The organism is Sediminibacterium sp. FW305-C-49, from assembly GCF_058231085.1.
Map to the genome: position 1 here is coordinate 847,221 of NZ_JBIQXS010000002.1, position 26,053 is coordinate 873,273.

Genomic DNA, 26,053 nt, shown 5'->3' on the forward strand with positions numbered 1-26,053 from the left:
TATAAAAGGTTTCTTATTCTGTTCTTAAGCTTTTCACTGGATTTGCCATCGCCGCTTTTAATGCCTGTGTTGAAACGGTAATAAACGCAATGGAAAATGCAATCAGTCCAGCCAGTATAAATATCCAGGCAGGCATAGATGTTCTATAGGCAAAATCTTCCAACCACTGCTGCATCATCCACCAGGAGAGTGGAATAGCAATAGTCATAGCGATCATCACGAGTTTCATGAAATCACCGGACAGCATCAGCACCAATTGTGAGCTTCCTGCTCCTAATACTTTTCTGATACCAATTTCTTTATTGCGTTGTTGAGTAGCAAAAGCAGTCAGACCGAAAAGCCCCATACAGGCAATAAATATGGCAATTAACGCAGCTGCAATAAAAACTTTACCCAGGTTCTGTTCGGTGCGGTACTGACTGTTATAGTTTTCGTCTGCAAAAAAATATTCAAATGGGTTGCCCGGGAAACGTACCTGGTATATTTTTTTAAGATCGGCAATTTTGTCCTGTATATCTGATGTGTTTACCTGTAATGTGAAATAACCAAATGAAACAGAAGGGAGAAAAATGACTGGATCAATAGGTTGCCGAAGTGATAAATGGTGATAATTTTTTACCAGCCCGATGATTTCATATTCATCTCCCCAAAGTATTTTCTTTCCAACAATATTCTCTTTAGGATTAAACCCCATTTGTTGGGCCGCAGTTTCATTGAGTAATACTTTTTTTGTATTCCTCCAACCAGCATCAGCTTCTTCGCGTGTATATGAACGACCTTGTAGCAGATTGATTCCATAAGTATCGAAAAAAGTATGATCAGTAATGAACATGGCATAACTTTTTTTCTCATCTCCTTTTAAAGGGTTTTGACTGGTAATGCCATCCGCATTAAAATTATATCCACGTCCGGGTACATTATTGGAAGCGGCATATTTGCCGATATAAGGGAGTGTGCCCAGTGTATTTTTAAAATCACTGTTTCTCTGGGCCTGATCATCGGAAGAAACCGTAGGGCCTTTGATGACAAGGAGCTGGTTCATATTCAGTCCCTTGTTTTCAGATTTCATAAAGCTGAGTTGTTTAATAACAACGATGGTGCCTACAATCAATAAAACGGATACAGTAAACTGAAATACAACTAATATTTTCCTGATACCATTTCCGCCACTCATACCCAGTTTACGCCCATGTAATACATCGATAGGTTTAAACCTGCTGAGCGTGAAAGCTACATAACCACCGGCCAGTAAGGCGCCGAGAATAATAATAAGTAGAGCGGTGATCCAGCTAAAATCCTGCAGAAAGATGCTCAGTGAAAGTGTTTTGCCTGTAATATCGTTAAACAATGGTTGTACAATCTGCACAATCAGCACCGATAATAAAGAGCAGCATAAGGTAATAACCAGTGTCTCTGTTAAATAATGTACGCTCAATTGCCATTTATTGGCACCCAATACTTTTCGTATACCTGTTTCTTTTGATCTTTTTAAAGCAAGTGCTGTAGATAGGTTGATATAATTGATCCATCCAATAATAAGAATCAATGCGGCAACAGCCCCCATGGCCCACACAAAGCCAAGACTGCCATAGGTTTGCAATGGATAATCGAGTGTTGGAGCAAGATGCAGGTATTTAAAAGGCTGGAGTAAAATATTACTTCGTTCTTCTCCCTCTGTTGATTTCCTGTATAGTTCTGTAATTGATTTAGATACTGCTTCACCGGATGCTGTTTCTTTCAACTTCAGGTACATGGTTACAAAACCAGATTCAAGCGTGGATGGGTCGGCCCAATCATTACCGTCCCGGTTTTGAGCCGATGCCAGTGTGTTGATGGAAAGAATAATTTTAGCTTGTATATCTGAAGAGGCAGGCATGTCTTGAAATACACCGGTAATGGTATAATCTGTTTTACCAAATTGATTATTCACGGTGATGCTTTCTCCAATTACATTCTTCCGATTGAACAGTTTCTGCGCAATCGATTCGGCAATAGACATTGTTTTAGGATCCTGTAAAGAGCCATTGCCATCTGTTAAGGGGAAACTGAAAACATCAAAAAAACCATTGTCAGCATATACAATCTGTTCTTCCCTGAAACTATTGCTGCCAATGGCAGTACCTGAACGATGTATAACACCTGAACCAAGTCCTTCAGCTACACGCATACAGGCATCAATACCCGTAATATTATTCTTTAATAAAGGGGCATAACCAGGAGGGATATCGTAAGCAGTTGTATTTTCTTTGGGTTGACTAATGACCAGACGATACAGGCTGCTATAATTTTTATGGAAACGGTTACTGTTTTTTTCCGACCGTGTATATTCTAGTATCAACAGGAACACACTGATGCCAATGGTTAATCCTGCAATATTCAGGAGCGAAAAACTCCGGTTTCTCCAGAGATTCCTGATCGCAATGATGAAATAACTTTTTAGCATACAATAATGTTTGTGGTTAATGAATACTGTGTTGATTATTCTGTTCGTAAACTTTTTACAGGATTAGCCGTTGCCGTTTTGAAGGCGTTCAACCCAACCGTAATCAGGCAGATAAGCAGCGTGATCAGCCCTACGATAAAAAATATACCGATGTTAATATTGATTCTGTAACTGAAATTCGTGAGCCATGCTTTCATCATCCACCAGGCAATCGGTATGGCAATGGCGAATGAAATAAGTACCAGTATTAGAAACTCTTTTGACATCAGGGCGAGCAGACTTTGTACCGATGCTCCCAGAATTTTTCTGATGCCTATTTCTTTCGTTCTTCTTTCGATAGAGAATGAAACAAGACCGAATAAACCCAGGCAGCAAATAAAAATAGCAAGACCTGCAAAAATGAAGGCGAGGCGACCAATTAATTGCTCGTTGGCAAATTTTTCATTGAAAGCAGTATCTGCAAAACTGTATTCAAAAGGAAATTCAGTATTGTACTTTTTATAGTTTGTTTCAATGACTTCCAATGCTTTTTTCAGTTCGATACCCTGTTTTACACGAATGTTCAAACTGCCAATCCAGTTCGGATCGTAAGCGAGCATGAGCGGAATCGGTAATGCATAGGGAGATGTCATGATGAGATCATCGATAATGCCTGTTATACGTCTTTCTCTGCCAGCCCATGAAATAGTAGAACCAACAGGATTTTTAAGTTTCATGACACGAATGGCTTCTTTATTCAACATTACACAGTTGCTATCGCCTTTTTTAAAGTCGCGGCCATCCAGTATTCTGGCCTTCATGATGTTGGTGAAGTTTTCGCCAGAACCAAGAAAACCAACAATGAGATTAGGGTCTTCCGGTGCGCCAGCCCATCTTACACCTGAGGTAAATCCAAAAATAGTGCTGAGCGGCATACTGGTTACATTGACTGCCTCGATCATTCCGCTCTGGAGTAATGTATTTTTCATTACTTCATAATTCTTACCCATTTCATTGTTGGCAGAAACCATGATGAGGTTATTGGTATCGTATCCCAGATCCCGTTTTTGTACATGTTTGATCTGCTGATAAATAATCAGAGTCGCTGAAATAAGCATGATGGATACAGCAAACTGCGCTGTTACTAAAACCCTGCGGGGTAATAAAGCTTGCTTGCCTGGAAGAAAACTTCCTTTCAACACTTTTACAGGCTTCATGGCAGAGAGATAGAATGCAGGATAGCTGCCTGCAATCAAACCAGTCAGTATGATGATGCCTACAACCCCCAGCCATAATGCAGGTGCGTTATAAGGAATACTAATTTGCTGGTTTAATAAACGATTGAATAAGGGTAAGCCAACATAAATCAAACCTGAGGCTACTATAAAAGCGAAAATGGACATGAGTAACGATTCGCACAAAAACTGAAGTAGTAACTGTTTTTTCTCAGAGCCCAATGTTTTCCGGATACCAACTTCACGTGCTCTTTTTTCTGAACGCGCAGTAGAGAGATTCATGAAATTTACACAGGCAATGATGAGTATGATAATGGCAATCCATGTAAACAGGTTCACATACTGGATACGGCCACCCGTATTTTTGCCATCCCTGAATTCTTCATAAAGTCTCCATTTGCTCATCGGCTGGAGTAAAAGGCCACCCCTGGTTGTAGGGTTTTCTGAGGGAGAACTTTTCTTGATAAGGGTGAGTAATTTCTGTTCAAGAGACGCAATGTTGGTTCCCTTTTTAACTTTATAAAAAGTTCTGTTATTACAGTTTACCCAATCAGTAAGTGATTGCTTAATCCAGTCTGATGATACATCAAAAGGAATGATGGCATCAAAGAGCAGGGTAGAAGACGCGGTTATGTCTTTTACGACCCCTCTTACCGTTACCGTTCTGTGACGATTAATTTCCAGCATTTTCCCAACTACATCTGTGTTATTGAAGAGTGCTTTGGCAGTGCTCTCTGTGAGTACGATACCATTGGGTTCCTTGATAGCAGATTCATCACCATGAATAAAATCATAGGTGAAAACATCAAAAAAATCATTGGTAACAGAAACAGTGGGACGTTTGATTTTTTTATCGCCTACAGTAAATAATGTGTTTTCGCCATAGGAAACGAGGGTGGCGCCTTCTACTTCAGGGAAGTTCTCTTTTGCTGCTTTTGGTAGAGGAAACATCAGGTCTGAGCCAGTAGATAATTCACCATTGAAATTCCTGGTAGAAAATCCCTGGTAAACCTGGTCATAATTTTTCTGTGTCTTGTTCCAGCTTCTTTCATGCTGTACCCACAAAAGAATCATAATAGTGCAGGCCATACCAATACCTAAGCCTGCAATATTGATAAGGGAGAAAAGTTTATTTTTTCTTATGTTCCGCCATGCAATAAGGAAAAAATTACGTATCATATAAGTGCGTTTAGAATTGGTGAATGAAGGGTTATTCTGTTCTCAAACTTTTTACCGGGTTAGCCAGAGATGCTTTGATGGCTTGTACACTTACTGTAACCAATGCAATGACGATGGCTAAGATACCGGCCAGTAGAAATACCCACCATTCAATATTGATCCGGTAGGCAAATCCCTGTAGCCAGTTATTCATGGCCCACCATGATAATGGGAAAGCTATTACAGTTGCAATTAATACGAGTAGTAAAAAATCTTTTGATAGCATAGTCGTAATATTTGTAACAGTGGCCCCAAGAACTTTACGAATGCCTATTTCTTTTATTCTTTGTTCTGACATATAAGTGGCAAGACCAAATAAACCCAGGCAGGCAATTAAAATTGCTAGTAATGAAAAGGAAAATGCTATACTGCCCATTCTTTGTTCACTACGATACATATTATCGAAGCTTTCATCAAGAAAGCGATAGCTGAATGTAAGCGATGGCGCCATCGCCTTCCATTTCTGTTCTGCCTGCTTTATTAAACCTGGGATATCCTGGGTATTTATTTTAAAACAACCAATCCACCCACCACGTCCAAGCCTCATGCAAATGGGTCCTATTTGTTCGCGTAGCGACTCAAAGTGGAAGTTTTTGACTACGCCAACAATTGTATAGGCTGTTGGTGTAGGATCGCCGTTGTTGATATTGTTTCTCGTGTATATTTTTTTACCGATGGGATCTTTTAAACCGATGATCGAAGCGGTAGCCTCATTAATAAGCATGGCTGATGAGTCTGTACCAAAATCGCGACTGAAATTTCTGCCTTTTACTATTTGCATACCAAGGGTATTGATATAGTCGTAATCAATATCCCATGTTTGCATGTTCAGGCTGTTTTTTGTGGTCATAACAGCTTCTGTAGAAAAAGTGTTATCGCTTCTTGAAGAATAAGATACAGGCAGGAAACTTGTAATAGTAGCACTGGAAACACCGGGTAATTGCAGGATTTCATTTTTATAGGCGTTAGCATTTTCATTTAATCCATCAATACCGCTTACCAGTAAAACCTGTTCTTTATTAAATCCCAGTTTTTTATTTTGAATATAATTAAGCTGTTGGTATATAACCAATGTACCAATGATCAGTATAATGGAAATAGAAAATTGAAATACGACCAACCCATTTCTTAACCAGCTTTTTTTGAACCTGCTGTTTTGGTTGCCTTTCAATACAGTTAGCGGTTGAAACCTGGATAAGAAGAAAGCTGGATAAATGCCGGCAAGTATTCCCACGATGACAGGTAATGCAAGTAGTATAATTAAGACATAGCCTTTACCGATACTGGTACTACTTAGTTCTTTGGCAGCAACGGTGTTAAAATAGGGGAGGATAAGAATACTGATAAGAACGGCAAAGATGAGTGAAATAATAGCCATTATGACCGATTCGCTCAGGAATTGTTTGATAAGACTTGATCTGTTGGACCCCAATACTTTTCTGATACCAACCTCTTTAGCCCGGTTGGCAGATCTTGCTGTACTCAGGTTCATAAAATTGATACAGGCAATCAGCAAAATGAAAAGCGCAACAGCAGAGAATATATATACAAACTGCATACTTCCATTTGAGCCTAACTCAGGAAAGCGGTCAGATTTTAAATGAATATCCTGTAATGCGATTAATGTATAACTTAAATTATTGCCCGCACGTTTGAATTCATCCATACTTTTGATATTCATGAATTGACTGGCTTGCGGAAGAATATATTTGTCAATAACCTGCACAAAGTTTTTTTCAAATGCGTTTGGATCGGTGCCAGGCTTTAACTGGATATAAGTGTGAAAATTGTGGCTTAAAAAGTTCCCCATCTGGTAGTTCACATTTTTCATGGAGAATATCATGTCATATTGAAAATGTGTATTCGTGGGAATGTCTTTCATGACTGCAGTAACCTTGTAAGGTCTTTTGTCAGCTTCAATATATTTGCCAATGGCTTCTGTAGTATTGAAATATTTTTTAGCAGTTGATGCTGAAATGACCACTGCATTTGGTTCTGATAATGAAACAACCGGATCTCCACTCAACAGGGGTAAAGAAAAGACTTTGAAAAAAGTTGAATCTGCATGACACACATTATTCTCGGTAATGTACTCCGTACCTTTTTTCACCAGCTTTGATCCTGAGGAAGCATAAATGCGCGTGTACTCAACAACTTGTGGGTAGTCTTTTTTAAGGGTTGCTCCCATTGGATCTGAGCAAACAGCCAGTCTGTTTTCATTACCGGAAAAAAGGATATCAGAATTAACACGATAGATATCTGCCCCATTTTTGAAATGCTTATCGTAACTCAATTCATCTGCTACATATAATGCAATGAGAATAAAACAGGATAAACCTATTGCCAGCCCGGTGATATTGATCACGGAGAATGCTTTATTCTTGAGTAAATTTCTCCAGGCGATGATAATATAGTTATGAATCATAGAGGTACTATAAAGGATAAAATAATAAGTATTTAAACGAGGATATTCTCCGTAACAGTCTGCCCATCCAGCATCCTGATGATTCTGTGACTATACCTGGCATCGTGTTCAGAGTGCGTAACCATTACGATGGTGGTACCCTGCTCATTCAGGTTTGTCAGTAGTTCCATTACTTCATTACCATTTGAAGAATCAAGGTTACCGGTAGGCTCATCAGCAAGGATAAGTTTAGGATTGTTTACGACTGCACGAGCCACTGCCACACGTTGTTGCTGGCCACCTGACAGTTGTTGTGGGTAATGGTTACGGCGGTGCATGATCTGTACCTTCTCCAACACTTCTTCTACTTTTTGTTTTCTCTCAGCGGCTTTTACGCCTGTATAAATGAGTGGGAGTTCCACATTTTCGAATACAGTGAGCTCATCAATCAGGTTGAAACTCTGGAATACAAAACCAATATTTCTTTTTCTCAGGTCAGCACGTTGTCTTTCATTGTATCCTGCAATTTCCTGACCATTGAAAATAAAACTACCGGCATCGGGGTCATCCAGCAGACCAAGGATATTCAGTAATGTTGATTTGCCACAACCCGATGGCCCCATTACGGCCACAAATTCTCCTTTTTTAATTTCCATGGAAAGCTTGTTCAATGCAATGGTTTCCACTTCATCGGTTCTGTAAACCTTTTCGAGATTTGTAATCTTTATCATGCTGTTTGTTTATAGTATTAATGACTGTTTATTTATTTTTTCAAACTGGTTACCTTCTCCTGTATTCGGCGAGATCAGGACGGTCTTTCCCACTTATGGTCTTTCGGACTTCTCTCACTGTTTCTTCAACACCAGTTCCTGCATATTCCCATAATTCTCATAACTCGACGTAATAACTTTCTCGCCTGGCATTAAACCCTGAACCACTTCATAGAAATCGGGATTCTGACGGTTAAGTTGGATGTCTACACGATATGCTTTTGTTCCATCTGCACTGAGTTTAAAAATCCAGTTTCCGCCAGTTTGCTGGTAAAACCCACCACGTGGGATCAGTATGGCTTCTGTTTCATCACTCAGCGCGAGACCAATCTGTAGTGTTTGTCCACGCCTGATACCCTGAGGTACTTCCCCGTCAAATTGCATATCAACCTGGAAGCGGCCTCCCGTAACCTGTGTATACACTTTTGTGATTTTTAATTTGTATTGTTTATTGGCAAAACTAAAATCACCTTTGAGGCCAATAAAAACGCGTGAAATATAATGCTCATCAATATCTACCCTTACTTTAAAACCATTTAGCACATCAATCTGGCCAAGACGTTCACCTTTGTTTTTATTCTGACCGATTTCTGCATCCAAAGAAGTAAGCTGACCGTCAATGGGAGCTCTTACCACGAGGTCGCCCACTTTTTTGCGGGTTAGCTGTAAGGCATTTCTCGAACCTTCAAACAATTGCTTGGCTTGCTCCAGGCTTTGCTTGGTAGAAACAGAATCCTGTCCTAGTATTTTTTGGGCGAGTTTCTTTTTTTCCAACTGGTAATTGTAATTGTTCTCCGATTGTCTGAATTCCTGTGCACCTATTGCTTTTTGTTCGTAAAGATGTTTATTGAGTTCATACACCCGCTTCGCTTCTTTCAGCAGATTGTCAACGTCGGTCATCTGGTTGAGTCTTGTCACCGTATTCTGTTCTGCAGCGTTACGGGCAATCTGCATTTGTGTAAGAAGATTAAATACCTGTGTTTCCTGTGTAACAAGATTCAGTGCAAGGTCTGTGTTCGATAAACGCATGATGGGCTGACCTTTTTTCATAACTGCCCCATCTTCTACATATTTTTCTTCTACACGTCCACCTTCGAGCGCATCCAGATAAATGGTTGTGAGTGGGAGTACCACACCATTTACAGGGATAAATTCTTTGAACGGGGCTTTTTTTACCTCGCTGATGGTAATTCTTTCCAGGTCAACATTTAGCTTTGGTTTGCCTGAGGTATAATAATAACTCGCAGCGATTAATCCAATGACTGCTATTATACCTGCAAGGGTCATGATTCTTTTAGAATTCCATTTCTTTTTTTGAATAACTCTATCCACGTGCTGATATTTTCTGTTAGATAAGATTGATAAAATGTGTCGTTGAAATTTCCAGTGTTTGTTGTGATTCGTTATCACAGAAAGAAAGAACACAGGCTACCAGCCCGGCTGTAAACGAGAACAGCAAAATGCCCATCAATACACTTTTTGTTACTACGATCTTTTTCATCTCTTTTAATTTACCTAAGAGGTACTGAAAGGATGGTGCCAAAGGGGAAAAGGCTGATAATCAACTAATTGTAGTCAGGCATGGTATAAAACTGTACGCTTTTGATACAAAAACTGTTCGTTTTTGATACAGTTTGGGTGATAAGCAACCCTCTAATCTCTTCGTTCTCAGTTTCTTATTGAACTGGTATATTTATGGACTGAAATCTTCAATAGATCATTCAGTCTAAATTCTTATACATGAGTTTGAAGAAAGCGCGCATACTGGTAATTGATGATGATGCAGATGTGCTTATTGCAGTGAGATTATTATTGCGCCCCGAAGTCAAGGAAGTAGTAACAGAAAAAAATCCCGAGCAATTGCCCGCACTCATCGGTTCAGGTGAGTTCGATTTAGTTTTGCTGGATATGAATTTTAATGCGTCGATCAATACCGGGAATGAAGGTATTTATTGGTTAAAACGCATCAAGGAAATAAAACCGGCAACAGCGGTTATTATGATAACTGCTTATGGTGATATCGATCTGGCAGTTCGTTCGCTGAAAGAAGGAGCGGCAGACTTTGTGGTAAAACCATGGCACAATGAAAGATTGCTGGATACAATTGCAACTGTATTAAAAGGTGCAGGTACAAGTAAAGTGAATGAACAGAACAATAAAGGTTATCCAGTCGGTATAGCCGGTAATATGATGTTGGGAGAAAGTGATGTAATGCAGGAAATATTTTATAAACTCTCCAAAATAGCACCTACCGATGCCAATATCCTGATACTGGGAGAGAATGGAACGGGGAAAGATTTGATTGCTGCTGCCATTCACCAGCAGTCGCTTCGGGCAAATGGTCCTTATATAAAAGTGGATGTAGGTTCCTTAACAGAGAGTTTATTTGAGAGTGAATTGTTTGGACATAAAAAAGGAGCATTTACAGATGCACGTGATGATCGGGAGGGTCGGTTTGAAACTGCGCATGGTGGAACTTTGTTTTTGGATGAAATCGGAAACATTACGCTACAGCAACAGGCAAAACTGTTAACTGTATTGCAGAATAGGCAGGTAACAAGACTGGGAGCCAACCAGGCACAGCCGATTGATATCAGACTGATCTGTGCCACCAACCTTCCGTTACAGGAACTAGCCAATGAGAATAAGTTCAGGAAAGATTTAATTTATCGCATCAATACAGTAGAAATTGTGGTTCCGCCACTGCGAAAACGAAAACAGGATATTCCATTGCTGGCCAATCATTTCGCTAAAATTTATGCCGCTAAATATTTCAAGCCCAATACTAGTTTTGCAGATTCTGCTTTAGAAAAACTGCAGCAGTATTCATTTCCCGGTAATGTACGCGAGCTACAATACACCATTGAAAGGGCCATTATTATGGCAGAGTCAGAGTTGATTGAAGCAAAAGACCTGTTGTTTTCTCCTTTAGAGAACCCGGTAACCGATACGGAGGAAGTTGCAGAACTGAAGCTGAGTACCATGGAAAAAAATACCATTATGAAAGTAATCGATAAACATAATGGAAATATCAGCAGGGCGGCAAAGGAATTAGGATTAACAAGAACGGCTTTATACCGCAGGTTGAGTAAATATGAATTATAAACGCTGATGAGCAAAAAGAAAAATAATAAAAGCGAGAAATCGTTTCAATGGGATATTCTGAGCAGGGTAATATTATTGTTTATAGTATTAACGACTGCTGCTTTTTTATTGGTGAAGGAATGGTATGTATATGCATTTCTTTTACTGCCCGTCATTGGTTACCAGGTGTATGATTTTTACCGTTTCCACAAAATAGCGGAGGCAGAAGTACAGGATTTCGTGGAATCTATTCATTATCGTGACTTTTCCAGAAATTTCAATGTACAGAATGCACCACATGAATTGCAACCCCTGCGAAAAGGATTTAATGATATTAACTCCACTTTTAAACTGATTACCCGCGAAAAAGAAACCCAGTTTCAATACCTGCAAAAAATACTGGAACTTGTTGATACGGGAATACTTTCTTACGAAATCGAAAGTGGCGAAGTGGTATGGATGAATGAGTCACTAAAAAAAATGTTGCTCACGCCTTATCTTAAAACCATTCACTCGCTGGAAAAAAGAGATCCGGTTTTATATGAGCAACTGGTGGGTGTAAAAGCGGGTAACAGTGTAGTTGTAACTGTTCATCAGGAAAAAAACAATTTACGTGTACTGGTTTCTGCCACTGCTTTTCAGACAGATGATAAAGTATTTAAGCTGATTGCGTTTCAAAACGTTAATGAAGCATTAGATGAAACAGAATCGAAAGCATGGCAACGACTATTGAGTGTGATGACGCATGAGATTATGAATTCAGTTGCACCTATTTCCTCACTTGCAGATACACTACATCATCGTCTACAGGCTTCTGCAAAAGAGCCAGGTGAAGATGCGGGACTAACAGAGGATCTCACCATTGGAATCGATACCATTAAAAAAAGAAGTGAAGGGTTGCTGAAATTTGCTGAAGTGTATCGCAACCTGAATAAAGTAACCCAACCCAATCTGAAACAAGTGTATGTACGCGATTTGTTTGAAAGTATGCACCATCTGATGGAACCCACCCTCAACCAGAAAAAAATTGAGATGGATATCGTATTAAAAGACCCGGCACTTTCACTGGAACTGGATCATAACCTGGTGGAGCAGGTACTGATTAACCTGATCATTAATGCCATGGATGCGGTAAAAGAAACAGAAAACCCACGCATCACTCTATCCGCCGGAGAAATGCCGAATAAAAAAACGGTCATTAAAGTAACGGATAACGGGTCTGGTATGAGCGAAGAAGTAATGAACAATATTTTTATACCGTTCTTCAGCACCAAGAAAAATGGAAGCGGAATAGGCCTGAGCCTCTGCAAACAAATCATGATGCTCCATAAAGGCAATATCACTGTGCAGTCTGTAGAAGGAAAGGGAACGGCGTTTGCGTTGCAATTTTAATGCGGGAATAGTGAATGGTCAGTCGTGAATATTACTGCCAAAAATAGTATGCCCATTGACGATTGATCATTCACCATTCACTCTTCATCATTTAATAATCACCGTCCCTAACTGGTTGGTAATGGTGCGTTCAGCGTCTTTGAGGTATTTATGCACTTCAAGTAATTGTTTGAAATTCTCCATAGGTGCATGTTCAATATCGCGCTGGTTTTCTTCGATCATTTTTTTGATCCTGCGGAGTTTGTAATAACTGATACTCATCATTACATCCTGTTTGCTGGTATCTCTGTTAACGATGTTCATTCCTTCCAGTACCTCATCCCAGTTCTGACTCAATTCAAAAGGGAAAACAGAAATGCTGATCACGAGGTTTCTGATCTCTTCATCATTGTGATACAACATCGATTTAGTTGTTGGTTCCAGTCCCTTTGTGTACCAGGATTTATATTCTTCGTAAAGTTTTTCCAGAACGGGTGTTTCAAAATGAAAATGCTCCAGTTCTGAAAAAATATAATCAGCCATATTACTGGTTTCATCCCAGGATCGGAGACCGTATTCCAATAAGACCCGCAGGATATTTCTTTCGTGTGCTTCATCCTGCACCAGCATGCGACTGGTATCGTCGAGTACATCTTCAGGTTGTGCGCCGTCCTGTAAGTGGGCATTTACATCATCGAAAGAAAGCGTTTTCTTTTCCTCTTTGGTGATTTTGTCGCGCTTGTATTTGTTGACAAGGTTGGTGAGTCCGGCTTCATCAATTCTCAATAAACCCGCGCATTGTCTGATATAATCCTGTTGCCTTGTAAAATCTTCTGCTTTATTGATTTTACTCAGTGTTTCAGCAATCTGGTTCACCACTGCGCTTTTTCTGCTCACATCGTTGCCCGCTTCTTTCAGCATTACTTCCAACTGAAAAAGAATAAAGTCTTTTTTCGATTTGGCAACAAATTCATTAAAAGCCGTAACACCTACTTTGTTTACATAACTATCAGGATCTTCGTTATCAGGAATAAGAACCAGCCGAACATTTAGTCCTTCTTCCAATGCCATATCCAGACCGCGTAATGCAGCTTTTACACCTGCACTGTCGCCATCATAAATAATGGTCAGGTTGTTGGTATATTTTTTAATCAGCCTGATCTGGTCGGTGGTTAATGAAGTACCGCCACTGGCCACTACATTTTCAATACCTGCCTGGTGTAAGCTCACCACATCTGTATATCCTTCTACCAGCAGGCATTCATCGGCTTTATCGATGGCCATGCGTGCCTGGTAGGCGCCATAGAGAATCCTGCTTTTTACATAAATTTCATTCTCCGGTGTGTTGATGTATTTGGGACCACGATCGCTTTTGCCGATTACCCTTGCACCAAACCCGATGATTTTTCCGGTATTACCATGAATGGGGAAGATGATGCGGTTACGATAATTATCAACTAATTCTTCATTGTTACGAAGCGCTACCAATCCCGATTTGGGTAACAATTCACGGTTAAACTGGTTAGCCAGCAGGGCTTTGGTCAATACATCTCTTGCGTCGGGATTATAACCAATCTGGAATTTATGAATGATATCTTCCCGGAACCCGCGTTCTTTCAAATAGGAGAGGGCAATATTTTTTCCTTCTTCTGTTTCGAGTAATTGTTGGGAGAAAAATTTCTGCGCGAAATTGTTGATGGCATAGAGACTTTCGGAAGTCAACAGTTGTTGCTTCTGTTCCGGACTGGTTTCTGTTTCTTCAATCTCAATATTATAACGTGCAGCCAGCCAGCGTAAAGCTTCTACGTAACTGTACTTCTCATGTTCCATCAGGAAAGTGATGGAGTTGCCGCTTTTGCCACAACCAAAACATTTATAAATTTCTTTGGTGGGCGAAACGGTAAAAGAAGGCGTTTTTTCGTTGTGAAACGGACAATTACCAATATAGTTGGTACCTCTCTTCTTCAATTTCACAAATTCCCCCACAATATCAATGATATCGATGCGGTTGGTAATTTGTTGTATGGTGTTTGGGGAGATCATTTAAATGGACGACGAATCAATGGTCAATGGTCAATGGTGAATAATAAGATGATGTATAATCCTCTATTGACGATTCACCATTCGCCATTCACGTAAATTCTCAGCCGGAGAGCGAAAATACAATTTTGGGTCTTAGGAAATTGGGCAATTGTATCATTTCCTTATTTTTAACTATGCTAAAGAAAGAACGCCAGGCATATATTATTCAACAGATCAATATCCATAATAAGGTATTGTCATCTGATCTCAGTGTGCAGTTAGATGTTTCGGAAGATACAGTTCGACGCGATCTTCAGGAACTGGCCGAGGAAGGTAAACTGATAAAAGTACATGGCGGAGCATTGTCCAAATCCTTTCATTTCACCCTGGAAACCAGTAGTATTTATTCACTTCCTGAAAAAAAACGGATCGCATACAAAGCCATAGAACTCATTAAAGACGGGATGTTTGTGGTTTTATCAGGAGGTACTACCATACGGGAACTGGTGAAGGCCTTACCCCCTGATCTGAATGCTACTTTTATTACAGTTAGTGTACCTATTGCATTGGAATTACTGGAACATCCGAGTTGTGAAGTGATTTTTTTGGGAAACAAACTATCTAAAACGGCCCAGATTTCTGTTGGAGCAGAAGTCATACAAAGGCTTTCTGGAATCAGGGCCGATTATTGTTTTTTAGGAACCAATAGTATGGATGCCAATTATGGTATTACTGATCTGGAGTGGGAGATTATTGAAGTAAAAAGAGCCATGATGCATTGTGCACAGAAAACCGTTTCTCTTGCTATTTCTGAGAAATTGAATACAACCCAGAGGTTACAGGTTTGTAAACCGGAAGAAATTGATATACTAATCACTGAATTGGAGCCCTCCGATCCTAAACTGGTACCTTATATACAAAAGGGTATTACAGTATTGTAAGTATGATCATTGCTTGTTCATATGCCAAAACCTTCTAAAAACAGCAGTCAGACCTATTAGGTGCAGGTTTTTGCGGAAATTCAGGTCTTTGCCGTGAAATGTGTAAAAAATTATGGATAAATATATTCGTAAATATGCACGGTAAACTTTAACATTGCTTTATTATTCCGCTTTTCGATAATCTGGGTTGTTTTTTGCAGCTTTTTGCAGCATTAAAATTCCAACATGGTGCATTGTTTTGCGGGAATCGATTGTCTTAATTGAGGAATCCGGGATTGCCATACGAAGCGTTCCGAGACTAACTCACCGTTTTATTAGAAACCAAAAAACCTGTTATGAGAAATTTCGTCTCAATGATGAAAGTGGCATTTATGCTACTTTTCCTGTTTTCCCTGCCGGCCCTTGGTCAGAGTCAGACAGTATCGGGTACTGTTACAGATGCTGCGACAAAATTACCATTGGCGGGTGTAACTGTTAAGGTTGTGGGTGGATCTGCCACTGCACAAACCAACGACAGAGGCTCCTTTACCATCCGTGCGAACAACGGACAATCACTTCAGATCAGTTATGTGGGTTATGAAGGAAAGCGTGTTCCGGTTACCGGCGGTCAACTTACCATTACCTTAACAGCAGAAGTATCTGAACTGGAAGAAGTGGTAGTAGCGATGGATATTAAACGTAAACCACGCGAACTGGGTTACTCGGTTCAGAAAGTAGGAGGTAAAGAAATCGCCGAATCTCAACGTGAAAACTTTGTAAACAGTTTACAAGGCCGTGTGGCGGGTGTTTCCATTACACCTACAGGTGGTCAGGCCGGTTCATCATCATCCATTGTATTAAGAGGTTTTAACTCAATGGCACTTAGCAACCAGCCACTTTTTGTTGTGGATGGTGTAATTGTTGATAATGGTTCTGTAAACGAAAGTGGAGGTGGTGCCACCATTGGTATTGCATCTGACCAGCCTAACCGCGGATCAGATTATACCAACCGTATTTCAGATATTAATCCGAATGATATTGAGTCGGTAACCGTATTGAAAGGACCTGAAGCTACTGCCCTGTATGGTAGCCAGGCAAGTTCCGGCGCCATCGTTATCACGACCAAGAAAGCAAAAGCAACCGGAAAAGTGAGCGTAAACTATGACAATAGTTTCCGTATTCAGTCGCTCACCCGTTTGCCCAAAGTATCTCATATGTATAGTCAGGGGAATAATGGTATTTCTGATAATTCCCTCTTTACTTTTTTTGGCCCTGCATATGGTGCTGATGATAAAGTGTACAGAAACCAGGTAGAAGATTTTTTTGAAACAGGTTTTGCACAAACACATAATATCAGTGCTGATTATGGTACTAAAAATTCATCATGGCGTTTTTCTGGTTCATTCTTCGACCAGAAAGGTGTAGTGCCTAATAACAAGTTCTCGAGATATAACCTTCGTGTATCGAATACCACCAAGCTGAATAAATACATTGATATTTCTCCTTCCATCAGTTATATCAAAACAGCTAACCATAAACCACAGCGTGGAGCGGGGGCATACCTGATGAACCTGCTGGTATGGCCATCTATTAATGATGCTAGTAATTACCTGACAGAAGATTCAAGAAAAATTACCGTAGGTGCAGATGAATTTGATAACCCTTATTTCAACTCAAATTTCAACAGGGCCTATGATATAAATGATCGTTTCCTGATGACTTTGGGTGTGAACATCAATCCGTTCCCATGGTTAAGTCTTGCGGGTCGTTTCGGATATGATACCTATAAAAATGACGGATATTCTGTAATGGATTCAGCCTCTTCTGCAAGGCTCCCAACTACTTTTGGTGGTGGCTTTGTAAGAACTTCAAGAGGATTCCAGGATAATTTCTATCGTAACTATAAAGGATATAACCATACCATTACAGCTACTGCACGTAAAACGATTGGTGCATTTAATGGTCGCGCCATGGTAGGAACCATGTGGCAGGATTACCGTACAGAAATGTATGCTGTATCTGGTTCAGGTTTGAAAGGCAACTATAAAAACGGGATGGATAGCAACAACACAAATCCTGCTACCCGTATCCGTTTGAACAATGCTATACGTAATGGCGGACCTAACTTTGTGTTGAGCCGTCAGGTAGCGTTCTTCGGAGAGTTTGCCCTGAATTACAAAAACCTGGCATTCTTAACGTATTCTCATCGTTTTGAAGAGTCATCTATTTTCCCTAAACAATTCAGAAGCTATAACTACCCAGCGGGAAGTGTTAGTTTCATTATGTCAGATATCCTTCCTTTTATCAAAAAAGGAAATGTGTTGAACTACTTTAAGCTGAGAGGTTCACTGGCGCAAACGGCCAGATCAAGTTCACCTTATGCTAACCAGTCTGTGTTCAACTTTGTAACATCTAGCGGTGGTGGTTTTGCATATGGTTTCTCTAATAACAACTTCTTCCTGGAACCAGAAATCCAGAAGACCTATGAAGTGGGAGCGGAGTTTAAATTCCTGAACAGCAAAATTAACCTGGATGTTACTTACTATAACACACTGAATGAAAAACAGATTGCTGAAAACTTCAGAGCTAGTTATGGTACAGGTTTCGTACTGAATACATTGAACGTAGGTTCAACCCGTAACACAGGTATTGAAGTGGCTATTGATGCGACACCTATCCAGAAGAAAGACTTTGGATGGACTACCCGTGTGAATTTCAACAGAATGCGTAATAAAGTATTGAGTCTGCCAGCAAACGTACCTGAATTTTATATCTCAGATACCTGGGTATTTGGTAATGCCCGTGGTGGTTTGATTACTGGTGGTCCAAGTACAAGTATTACAGCAGCAGGTTACCAGCGTAACAGTGCCGGTCAGATTCTGATTGAACCTACAACCGGATTACCACTGGTTGATGCAACATTCAAAGTTAGAGGTGACAGAAACCCCGATTTCACCATCGGCTGGAATAATAACCTGCGTTATAAAAACTTTGCTTTGAGTTTCTTATGGGATATTAAAGTGGGCGGAGATATCTTCAATGCCAACGAAATGTTCCTGACCATAAGAGGTAAAAGTATAAGAACAGAAAGCAGAAAACAAACAATTGTAGTGGATGGTGTTCTGAACGATGGTTTACAAAACTCAGCTACTCCAACCAAAAATACTGTTGCTATTACTCCTTATAACCTGCAGACTTATTATACTACAAGAATGCCGGAAGAAGAGTTTATTGAAAAAGACGTGAACTGGGTTCGTTTGAGAGACATTACGTTGAGTTATGTTTTCCCTGCAAAAGCCATTCGCAAACTCAGCTTCCTGAAAGGATTGAGCCTGTTTGCTACAGGGAATGATTTGATTCTGATTACAAACTATACAGGTGCAGATCCTGCTACCAGCGCCAATACATCAGCTACAAGAGGCGTGGGTGGATTTGGATTTGACTTTGGTAACATTGCCACACCGATCAGCGTAAACTTTGGTCTGCGTGCTGCTTTCTAAAAAGAATCAAACTAATCGAGTAACTACAAAGAAAATATTATGAAACATACATTTTTCAAAAAACTGCTTTTCGGATTTACACTGACCAGTGTAATCGCCGTATCATGTAGTAAAAAGATTGATGAAGCCTACCTCAATCCCAATGCCGACGTAAAAGTGCCACCTGAGCAGTTATTGCCAGGTATCCTTGCCAGCATGGTTGGTAATGGTGCCGGTCATGGTTCATCAAACGATAATCGTTTTGCCGGTCGTTATGTTCAATACTGGCATTCCAATAGTGCCGGTACACAGGCCGATGCATATGATATGATGGGTGGAACCAATACTGTGAGCGATAATGCCGCCTCTATCTGGCGTGCACATTATTACGATTTGGGTCAGAACCTGATGCGTATGATTGACTGGGCAGCAGAAGAAAAGAAATGGGATTATGTAGGTGTTGGTCAGGCCATTTTTGCATGGAGCTGGTTAACCCTGGGTGATTATCATGGTGAAGTAATCCTGAAAGAAGCATTCAATACCAGCTTAATCACTTTCAAGTACGATGAACCTCAGGAAGTATACACTTATGTAAGACAACTCTGTCATACAGCATTGGCCAACCTGAATAAAACAGGTGATGGTGTTAGTCCCGCCAACCTTGCAAAAGGCGACCAGTATTTCTATGGTGGCGATGTAAACAAGTGGAAGAAGTTTGTGTATGGTGTATTGGCGCGCAGTTTCAATCACCTGAGCAATAAAACTTCCTATAATGCTGATTCGGTAATCGCTTATGCAAACCTGGCTATTACCAGCAATGCAGATAATGCTACTTTAAAATATGCACAAACCATCTCTGCGAATTCTAATTTTTACGGACCGCTCAGAGGTAATGTTGGTACTTTACGTCAGGGAGCATTTTCTGTAAATCTGATGAACGGAACCAACCCACATCCTGCTTTTAACGGTGTAGTGGATCCACGTAGATGGTACTTACTCCGCACAAACCCCAATGGTGGTTTTGTTGGGATAGAGCCTAACAGAGGCAATGCAGGCATTACCAATGCGAATGACCGTCCAGAAAACTTCTGGGGTGGTACAAGTGCTACAACAACATCGCCAGCCAACGATGCTGCCTGTCGTTTTATCTTTAGAAATGCGGCAGAATTCCCAGTAATGACAGCCAGTGAAATTCAGTTGATGAAAGCAGAAGCGGCCTTCAAAAAAGGAGATAAAGTAACTGCATTGGCTGCTTTCCGTTTGGGTGTTAGCCTGCATTTTGATATGCTGACCGACAAATACAATGTAAACATTCCGGCAGGTAATGAAATAACCGCTGGTACCAAAGCTGCATATATGGCAAGTTCAGCAGTGCCTGCTGATCCGCTTACACTTACGTTAAGTCATATTATGTTGCAGAAATACATTGCACTTTGGGGTTACAATGCATTGGAAACATGGGTTGATATGCGTCGTTACCATTATGATGAGGATGTAGATGCCGGAACCGGTTTAAAAGTGTACACTGGCTTTACACCACCCAGTGGTGTAAATATGTGGGTTGATAACGGAGGTAAGAAAGTGTATCGCGTACGTCCGCGTTATAATTCTGAATACGTTTGGAACTTAAATGAACTGATTCGTATAGGTGCCGATAAACTGGATTATCATACAAAAGAAACCTGGTTCTCACAGAAATAATCACACCCTCAAAACTTAACAGATGAAAAAAATACTATCATATACAGCCTTACTTGCTGCAGGGATGATGACCATCATTGCGTGTGAGAAAGAGGCAGAAAAGACAGCTACATTTACTTCCGCTTCGGATATGGCTTTTGTGAGTGTAGTTCACGCATCGCCCAATTTCAGACAGGTATTTAATGCGCCGGATTCAATTAACGTATTTGTTAATAATAAGAAAGTGAATGGTGCCTTCATTACTTATGGAGGACTGTTCCCTGCTTCAGCAACCACATTGAATGGATATATTGGATTAGAACCCGGTTTACAGAATATCAAACTTACCGTGGCTGGTGTTGCTACGGCTGATTCTATTCCGCTGGCTACATTGTCTAAAATTTTTACAAAAGGGCAGAAATATTCACTGATCATTACAGATGAAATAAAGAATGCAAGAGATTCCTCTAAGATTTTATTGCCTGATGTTTACTCCAGACCCAATGCAGGGTTATTCAATCTGCGTTTTGTAAATGCTGTTGCTACGGATACTGCAGGGTTAATGGTAAGCGTATTTTCAACCAGAAGAAATGCGGCTATTTTTAATAGTATAGCACAGGGTGGTGTGGCAAACTTCCAGTCATTCCCTTACAATGCTCAGTTGAATGATACACTTTATATCCGCCGTCCGGGAAGTACTTACAACCTCGATACCCTGAATAACGTTTCATTCAGTAATCAGAAAACCTATACGCTGATTTACAGAGGAGATGGCAGAACCAATGTGGGTACCAAAGCACGTGCGCTGGTTACTTATCTGCATGAGTAATAGTTCTTCAAATAATGATTCAAAGGCCCTTCGCAAGAAGGGCCTTTTTTATGCATAATAAATCAGTAAACAAGTGATGACCGCAATTAAAAGAGCCAACCATATTTTATACCTGTTCCAGTAATAATTTCTTTTGTATACCTCTATAAAATGCCGGAGCCGCTCAACAGTAATATGATTCAATCCATGCATTGCTTTAACCGTATCCGCAAATTGCATACAATGGTACCATTCCAGAAACTGCATGCAAAAGAGTAGGTTTTGTACGAACAAATCATTTTGTTCTTCATCCTTATATTTCTCCAGTAATTGTATATGATAAACTGATAAAAGAGCCTCCAGATCAAGCACCAGTTTATCCCGATTGATCCGGTCAGGATTATTTTTTTTTAATCGCTCCACCAGTTCATCACTCATCAACCTCACTTCCTTTGGTGTAGTGGCAATACGGCGACTGGTTTGTTGAGCGGCAAAACGGGTCAGGTCATATTTCTTTCTTTGAACAGGATCACTCAAGACCGCATAAGCTTCCCGAATCAGAACAAACTGTGCCGAAGCCTGCTGCATTTTATTTTTATCAGGATGAAATTCCAGCGCGAGCCTACGATATGCTTTCCTGATCTCCTCAGCAGAAGCAGTGGGTTGTATTTGTAAAATCTGGTAATAGTCTTTGTTGAACATCGGGGAGAAATTTGTTGATGTCAGATATCAGATGTCAGATTTGAAATGAAATCTGACATCTGATATCTGACATCCCGCATTTTACATTAGTCCGCTTTATCAAATTCAACATCATCTCCATCCAGCAACTCGCGTTCAATTTCTTCCATCTGAACAATGTCCCAGGCTTCACTTTCTGTAGGTGTTATATTCATGAAGTCTAGCAGTTCTTCTTTCTCAAAAATGGCTTCAACAGGTTCTTTCAGGTTACATAAAACAAACGAAGCGCTGTTTTCATAAAAATGTTGCTGAAGACCGGCAATAGCAGTGGCGGCTTCAGGGTCCATTTCGGTCACAGGTTCAAGGTTGAGTACGATATTTTTAACCGGCTGATCGAGAAAACCTGAACAGGTTTCCGAAAGTTTTGCTGCTATATTGGCAGAAATAAGGGGGACGACCGGTGTTACAACGGTGAATTTCTCTTTGGTATCAATTTTGACTTCCATTTCCTGCGAGGTTAGGTTAACAACTGTGAATAACTGATGCACAACTTCGCTCAAAAATATTCGTTATAATTGTATAAATCCAATTTAGGTTATGGATAATAATTTTTCAGCACAGGTTAAAGAGATCATCTCTTTCAGCAGGGAAGAGGCTTTGCGGCTCGGAAACGACTTCATTGGCACAGAACACCTGTTATTGGGTTTGATCAGGGATGGCGATAACACGGCCATCAAAGTGTTAAAACAACTGAATGTAGACCTTTACGAATTAAGGAAAGAAGTAGAACTGGCGGTGAAGGATAAAACCGGTAAAAATATTGCCAATATCAATAGTTTACCCCTTACCAAACAGGCCGAAAAAGTAATCCGGGTAACAGTACTCGAAGCCAAAGCATTAAAAAGCCCGCTGGTAGAAACTGAACACCTGATGCTCAGCATCCTTAAGAATAAAGAGAACATTGCCACACAGATATTGAATCAGTTCGATATTGACTACGATTTGTTCCGCAATGAGTTAGGCATGGTGGGATCGGCTAATCCGCCCAGTCCACGGGCTGAATTCAGCGATGAGGGTGAAGATGAATTTGACGAAGAAAAACGTTCATCCGGCTACCAGCAGCAGAAAGCCGGAGGTAAAGCTGGTGCCAATGCAAAAAGCAAAACTCCCGTCCTCGACAATTTTGGCAGAGATATTACCAAATTGGCAGAGTCAGGTTCACTTGATCCGATTGTAGGACGTGAAGAGGAAATTGAGAGAGTGAGTCAGATACTCAGCAGACGTAAAAAGAATAACCCTATACTGATTGGTGAACCTGGTGTGGGTAAAACCGCTATCGTAGAAGGTTTGGCCCTGCGCATTGTACAACGGAAAGTAAGCAGGGTATTATTTGATAAAAGAGTGATATCACTCGATCTCGCAGCATTGGTAGCGGGTACCAAATACCGCGGTCAGTTTGAAGAGAGAATGAAAGCCATCATGAATGAACTGGAGAAAAACAGGGATGTGATTCTTTTCATTGATGAAATACATACCATTGTGGGTGCCGGAGGTGCCAGTGGCTCACTCGATGCATCCAATATTTTCAAACCTGCACTGGCAAGAGGAGAACTGCAATGTATTGGTGCATCTACACTCGATGAGTATCGTATGTACATTGAAAAAGATGGTGCATTAGACAGGCGTTTCCAGAAAGTAATTGTGGAACCCCCTAGTGTGGAAGATACCATTATCATCCTCAATAATATCAAATCGAAATACGAAGACTTCCACAATGTGAGCTATGCCGATGAAGCAATAGAAGCATGTGTAAAGCTGAGTGATCGTTATATGACAGACAGGTTATTGCCTGATAAAGCGATTGATGTACTGGATGAAGTAGGCGCCAGAGTACATTTGAAAAATATCAATGTGCCTGAGGAAATTGTAGAGCTGGAAAAGAAGATAGAAGACATAAAGAACGAAAAAAATAAAGTAGTCAAGAGCCAGCGATTTGAAGAAGCTGCTGCTTTACGTGATACGGAGAAGAGACTCGGTGAAGAGCTTGAAAAAGCAAAAAACCAGTGGGAAGAGGAAAGTAAACACAAACGTTATCCTATTTCAGAAGAGCATATCGCAGAAGTGGTGAGCATGATGACTGGTATACCAGTGAAGCGAATGGTACAGGCAGAAACAGAGAAACTGCGCAGGATGAGTGAAGACATGAAGGGAATGGTGATAGGTCAGGATGAAGCCATACAAAAAGTAGTAAAAGCCATTCAACGTAACAGGGTTGGATTGAAAGATCCTAAAAAACCAATTGGTACATTCATCTTCCTTGGTCCAACCGGTGTTGGTAAAACAGAGTTGGCACGTTCTCTCGCCAGGTATATGTTCGATTCAGAAGATTCACTGATACGGATTGATATGAGTGAATACATGGAGAAATTTACCGTAAGCCGTTTAATAGGGGCGCCTCCGGGTTATGTTGGATATGAAGAAGGTGGACAACTGACAGAGAAAGTCAGAAGAAAACCTTATTGTGTTATCCTGCTTGATGAAATTGAGAAAGCACACCCGGATATCTACAATATACTTTTGCAGGTACTGGATGATGGTCAGTTAACAGATGGTCTCGGAAGAAAGGTAGATTTTAAAAATACCATGATCATCATGACATCCAATATTGGTGTACGCCAGTTGAAAGAGTTTGGTGATGGCGTTGGTTTTGCTACGGCAACGCGTATTCAGAATGCGGAGGAAAATAACAAAGCTGTTATTGAAAAAGCGCTGAAACGTACCTTCTCACCCGAATTCCTGAACCGTATAGATGATGTGGTGGTGTTTAATTCACTGAACCAGGAAAACATTTTCAACATCATTGATATACTGATGAAAGGGGTGTCAAAGCGTTTACAAAACCTTGGCTTCGCGCTTGAACTGACCGCAGCTGCAAAAGAATTTATTGCTGAAAAAGGTTACGATGCCCAGTTTGGTGCAAGACCACTGCACAGGGCTATACAGAAATACCTCGAAGATCCTTTAGCCGAAGAGATATTGAATATGAATATTAAACAGGGAGATGTGTTGATTGCTGATCTGGACAAAGAATCAGGTAAACTGAAATTCGATTTCCAGAAAAGGGTAGAAGAAGGCGAAAGCGCAAATGTGTAAGAGAAGGTAAGTACTCAAATACAAAGGCTCTGCTGAAAGGCAGGGCCTTTTTCGTAAAGGGGAGGCGCTAAGTGAGTAGTGAATAGTGAGTAGTCAGTATGGTTTCATTTCACTCACTACTAACTACTCACTATTTACTTCCTATTTCTGCCCCCATCTGAATGAATGTTGTTCCAGGCCGGCAATATCTAAAACCCGGTCAACTACAGTGGCAGCTGCCTCTTCAATGGTTTGTGGACGGCTGTAAAAGGAAGGTGTAGCCGGACAAATGATACCACCTGCCAGTGTTACGGTTTCCATGTTTTTAATATGGATGAGGTTATAGGGTGTTTCACGGACCATTAAAATCAGCTTTCTTCTTTCTTTCAATACAACGTCTGCAGCACGTGTTACCAGATCGTCGCTCACGCCAGATGCAATACGCCCTAATGTTCCCATGCTGCAGGGGGCCACAATCATAATATTGTATTTGGCAGAACCGGAAGCAAAGGGGGCGTTGAAATCGTATTTATCAAAATAGCGGAATGGATAATTGTTGTAATCTTCATTACCCAGCTCTGTTCTCCATACTTCTTTGGCATTTTTGCTCATGACAATACCCGCTTCCTCATATTGGTCGTTGAGTGACACAAGTTTATCTAAGAGCAACTTCGCATAAATGGAACCGCTGGCACCAGTAATGGCTATGGCAATTTTATTACCCATGCTAACTATTTGTAGTTGAAAACAAAGGTAAAGTTAAATAGTTCTGATTCTCTGTGTCATTCTGTGCATTCAGTGGCAAATAGTATTAATATGGTACTGAA

At 40.5% G+C, this 26,053-nt stretch carries 17 protein-coding genes; 7 read left to right on the top strand and 10 right to left on the bottom strand.

The window, feature by feature from the left end; all coding sequences use genetic code 11:
• Window positions 1–13 precede the first annotated feature (13 nt).
• The 6 genes from ACH3Z1_RS11170 to ACH3Z1_RS11195 all read right to left on the bottom strand — a co-directional run bounded on the left by ACH3Z1_RS11170 (window position 14) and on the right by ACH3Z1_RS11195 (window position 9,550).
• Window positions 14–2,443, bottom strand: a complete 2,430-nt coding sequence (locus ACH3Z1_RS11170) for an ABC transporter permease (RefSeq protein ID WP_490822060.1) — start codon at window positions 2,441–2,443, stop codon at window positions 14–16.
• A 35-nt stretch (window positions 2,444–2,478) separates the two neighbouring features.
• On the bottom strand, window positions 2,479–4,836 hold the full coding sequence (locus ACH3Z1_RS11175; protein ID WP_490822061.1) for an ABC transporter permease: 2,358 nt from the start codon (window positions 4,834–4,836) through the stop codon (window positions 2,479–2,481).
• A gap of 31 nt (window positions 4,837–4,867) precedes the next feature.
• A complete protein-coding gene (locus ACH3Z1_RS11180) occupies window positions 4,868–7,300 on the bottom strand; it encodes an ABC transporter permease (RefSeq protein WP_490822062.1) in 2,433 nt (810 codons plus the stop codon).
• Window positions 7,301–7,332: 32 nt separating this feature from the next.
• Entirely contained in the window at window positions 7,333–8,010 is a 678-nt protein-coding gene (locus ACH3Z1_RS11185) for an ABC transporter ATP-binding protein (protein WP_490822063.1), read from the bottom strand.
• Window positions 8,011–8,124: 114 nt separating this feature from the next.
• Entirely contained in the window at window positions 8,125–9,381 is a 1,257-nt protein-coding gene (locus ACH3Z1_RS11190) for an efflux RND transporter periplasmic adaptor subunit (protein WP_490822064.1), read from the bottom strand.
• A 16-nt stretch (window positions 9,382–9,397) separates the two neighbouring features.
• Window positions 9,398–9,550 (bottom strand): hypothetical protein, encoded by a 153-nt coding sequence (locus tag ACH3Z1_RS11195; protein ID WP_490822065.1) that lies wholly within the window; start codon window positions 9,548–9,550, stop codon window positions 9,398–9,400.
• Window positions 9,551–9,789: 239 nt separating this feature from the next.
• Between ACH3Z1_RS11195 and ACH3Z1_RS11200 the strand changes: the two genes are divergently transcribed.
• A complete protein-coding gene (locus tag ACH3Z1_RS11200; protein WP_490822066.1) occupies window positions 9,790–11,154 on the top strand; it encodes a sigma-54-dependent transcriptional regulator in 1,365 nt (454 codons plus the stop codon).
• 6 nt (window positions 11,155–11,160) lie between these two features.
• On the top strand, window positions 11,161–12,525 hold the full coding sequence (locus ACH3Z1_RS11205) for a sensor histidine kinase (protein WP_490822067.1): 1,365 nt from the start codon (window positions 11,161–11,163) through the stop codon (window positions 12,523–12,525).
• Window positions 12,526–12,612: 87 nt separating this feature from the next.
• Here the strand turns inward: ACH3Z1_RS11205 and dnaG are convergent, their stop codons facing one another.
• Window positions 12,613–14,547, bottom strand: a complete 1,935-nt coding sequence (gene dnaG, locus ACH3Z1_RS11210) for a DNA primase (protein WP_490822068.1) — start codon at window positions 14,545–14,547, stop codon at window positions 12,613–12,615.
• Between the two features lie 173 nt (window positions 14,548–14,720).
• On the opposite strand from dnaG, the gene ACH3Z1_RS11215 reads away from it, so the two are divergent.
• The 4 genes from ACH3Z1_RS11215 to ACH3Z1_RS11230 all read left to right on the top strand — a co-directional run bounded on the left by ACH3Z1_RS11215 (window position 14,721) and on the right by ACH3Z1_RS11230 (window position 21,434).
• Window positions 14,721–15,467, top strand: coding sequence for a DeoR/GlpR family DNA-binding transcription regulator (locus tag ACH3Z1_RS11215; RefSeq protein WP_490822069.1), 747 nt, complete (start codon window positions 14,721–14,723; stop codon window positions 15,465–15,467).
• Between the two features lie 335 nt (window positions 15,468–15,802).
• Window positions 15,803–18,946, top strand: a complete 3,144-nt coding sequence (locus tag ACH3Z1_RS11220; RefSeq protein ID WP_490822070.1) for a SusC/RagA family TonB-linked outer membrane protein — start codon at window positions 15,803–15,805, stop codon at window positions 18,944–18,946.
• Window positions 18,947–18,985: 39 nt separating this feature from the next.
• Complete coding sequence (locus tag ACH3Z1_RS11225; protein ID WP_490822071.1) at window positions 18,986–20,626, top strand: SusD/RagB family nutrient-binding outer membrane lipoprotein; 1,641 nt, start codon at window positions 18,986–18,988, stop codon at window positions 20,624–20,626.
• A gap of 22 nt (window positions 20,627–20,648) precedes the next feature.
• Window positions 20,649–21,434 (top strand): DUF4397 domain-containing protein, encoded by a 786-nt coding sequence (locus tag ACH3Z1_RS11230; protein WP_490822072.1) that lies wholly within the window; start codon window positions 20,649–20,651, stop codon window positions 21,432–21,434.
• A 48-nt stretch (window positions 21,435–21,482) separates the two neighbouring features.
• Here ACH3Z1_RS11230 and ACH3Z1_RS11235 read toward each other — a convergent pair whose 3' ends face one another.
• Window positions 21,483–22,115, bottom strand: coding sequence for a J domain-containing protein (locus ACH3Z1_RS11235; RefSeq protein WP_490822073.1), 633 nt, complete (start codon window positions 22,113–22,115; stop codon window positions 21,483–21,485).
• Between the two features lie 86 nt (window positions 22,116–22,201).
• Entirely contained in the window at window positions 22,202–22,600 is a 399-nt protein-coding gene (locus ACH3Z1_RS11240; RefSeq protein ID WP_490822074.1) for an STAS domain-containing protein, read from the bottom strand.
• A gap of 91 nt (window positions 22,601–22,691) precedes the next feature.
• Between ACH3Z1_RS11240 and ACH3Z1_RS11245 the strand changes: the two genes are divergently transcribed.
• On the top strand, window positions 22,692–25,247 hold the full coding sequence (locus ACH3Z1_RS11245) for an ATP-dependent Clp protease ATP-binding subunit (protein ID WP_490822075.1): 2,556 nt from the start codon (window positions 22,692–22,694) through the stop codon (window positions 25,245–25,247).
• 141 nt (window positions 25,248–25,388) lie between these two features.
• Here the strand turns inward: ACH3Z1_RS11245 and ACH3Z1_RS11250 are convergent, their stop codons facing one another.
• Complete coding sequence (locus tag ACH3Z1_RS11250; protein ID WP_490822076.1) at window positions 25,389–25,952, bottom strand: UbiX family flavin prenyltransferase; 564 nt, start codon at window positions 25,950–25,952, stop codon at window positions 25,389–25,391.
• Between the last annotated feature and the right edge of the window lie 101 nt (window positions 25,953–26,053).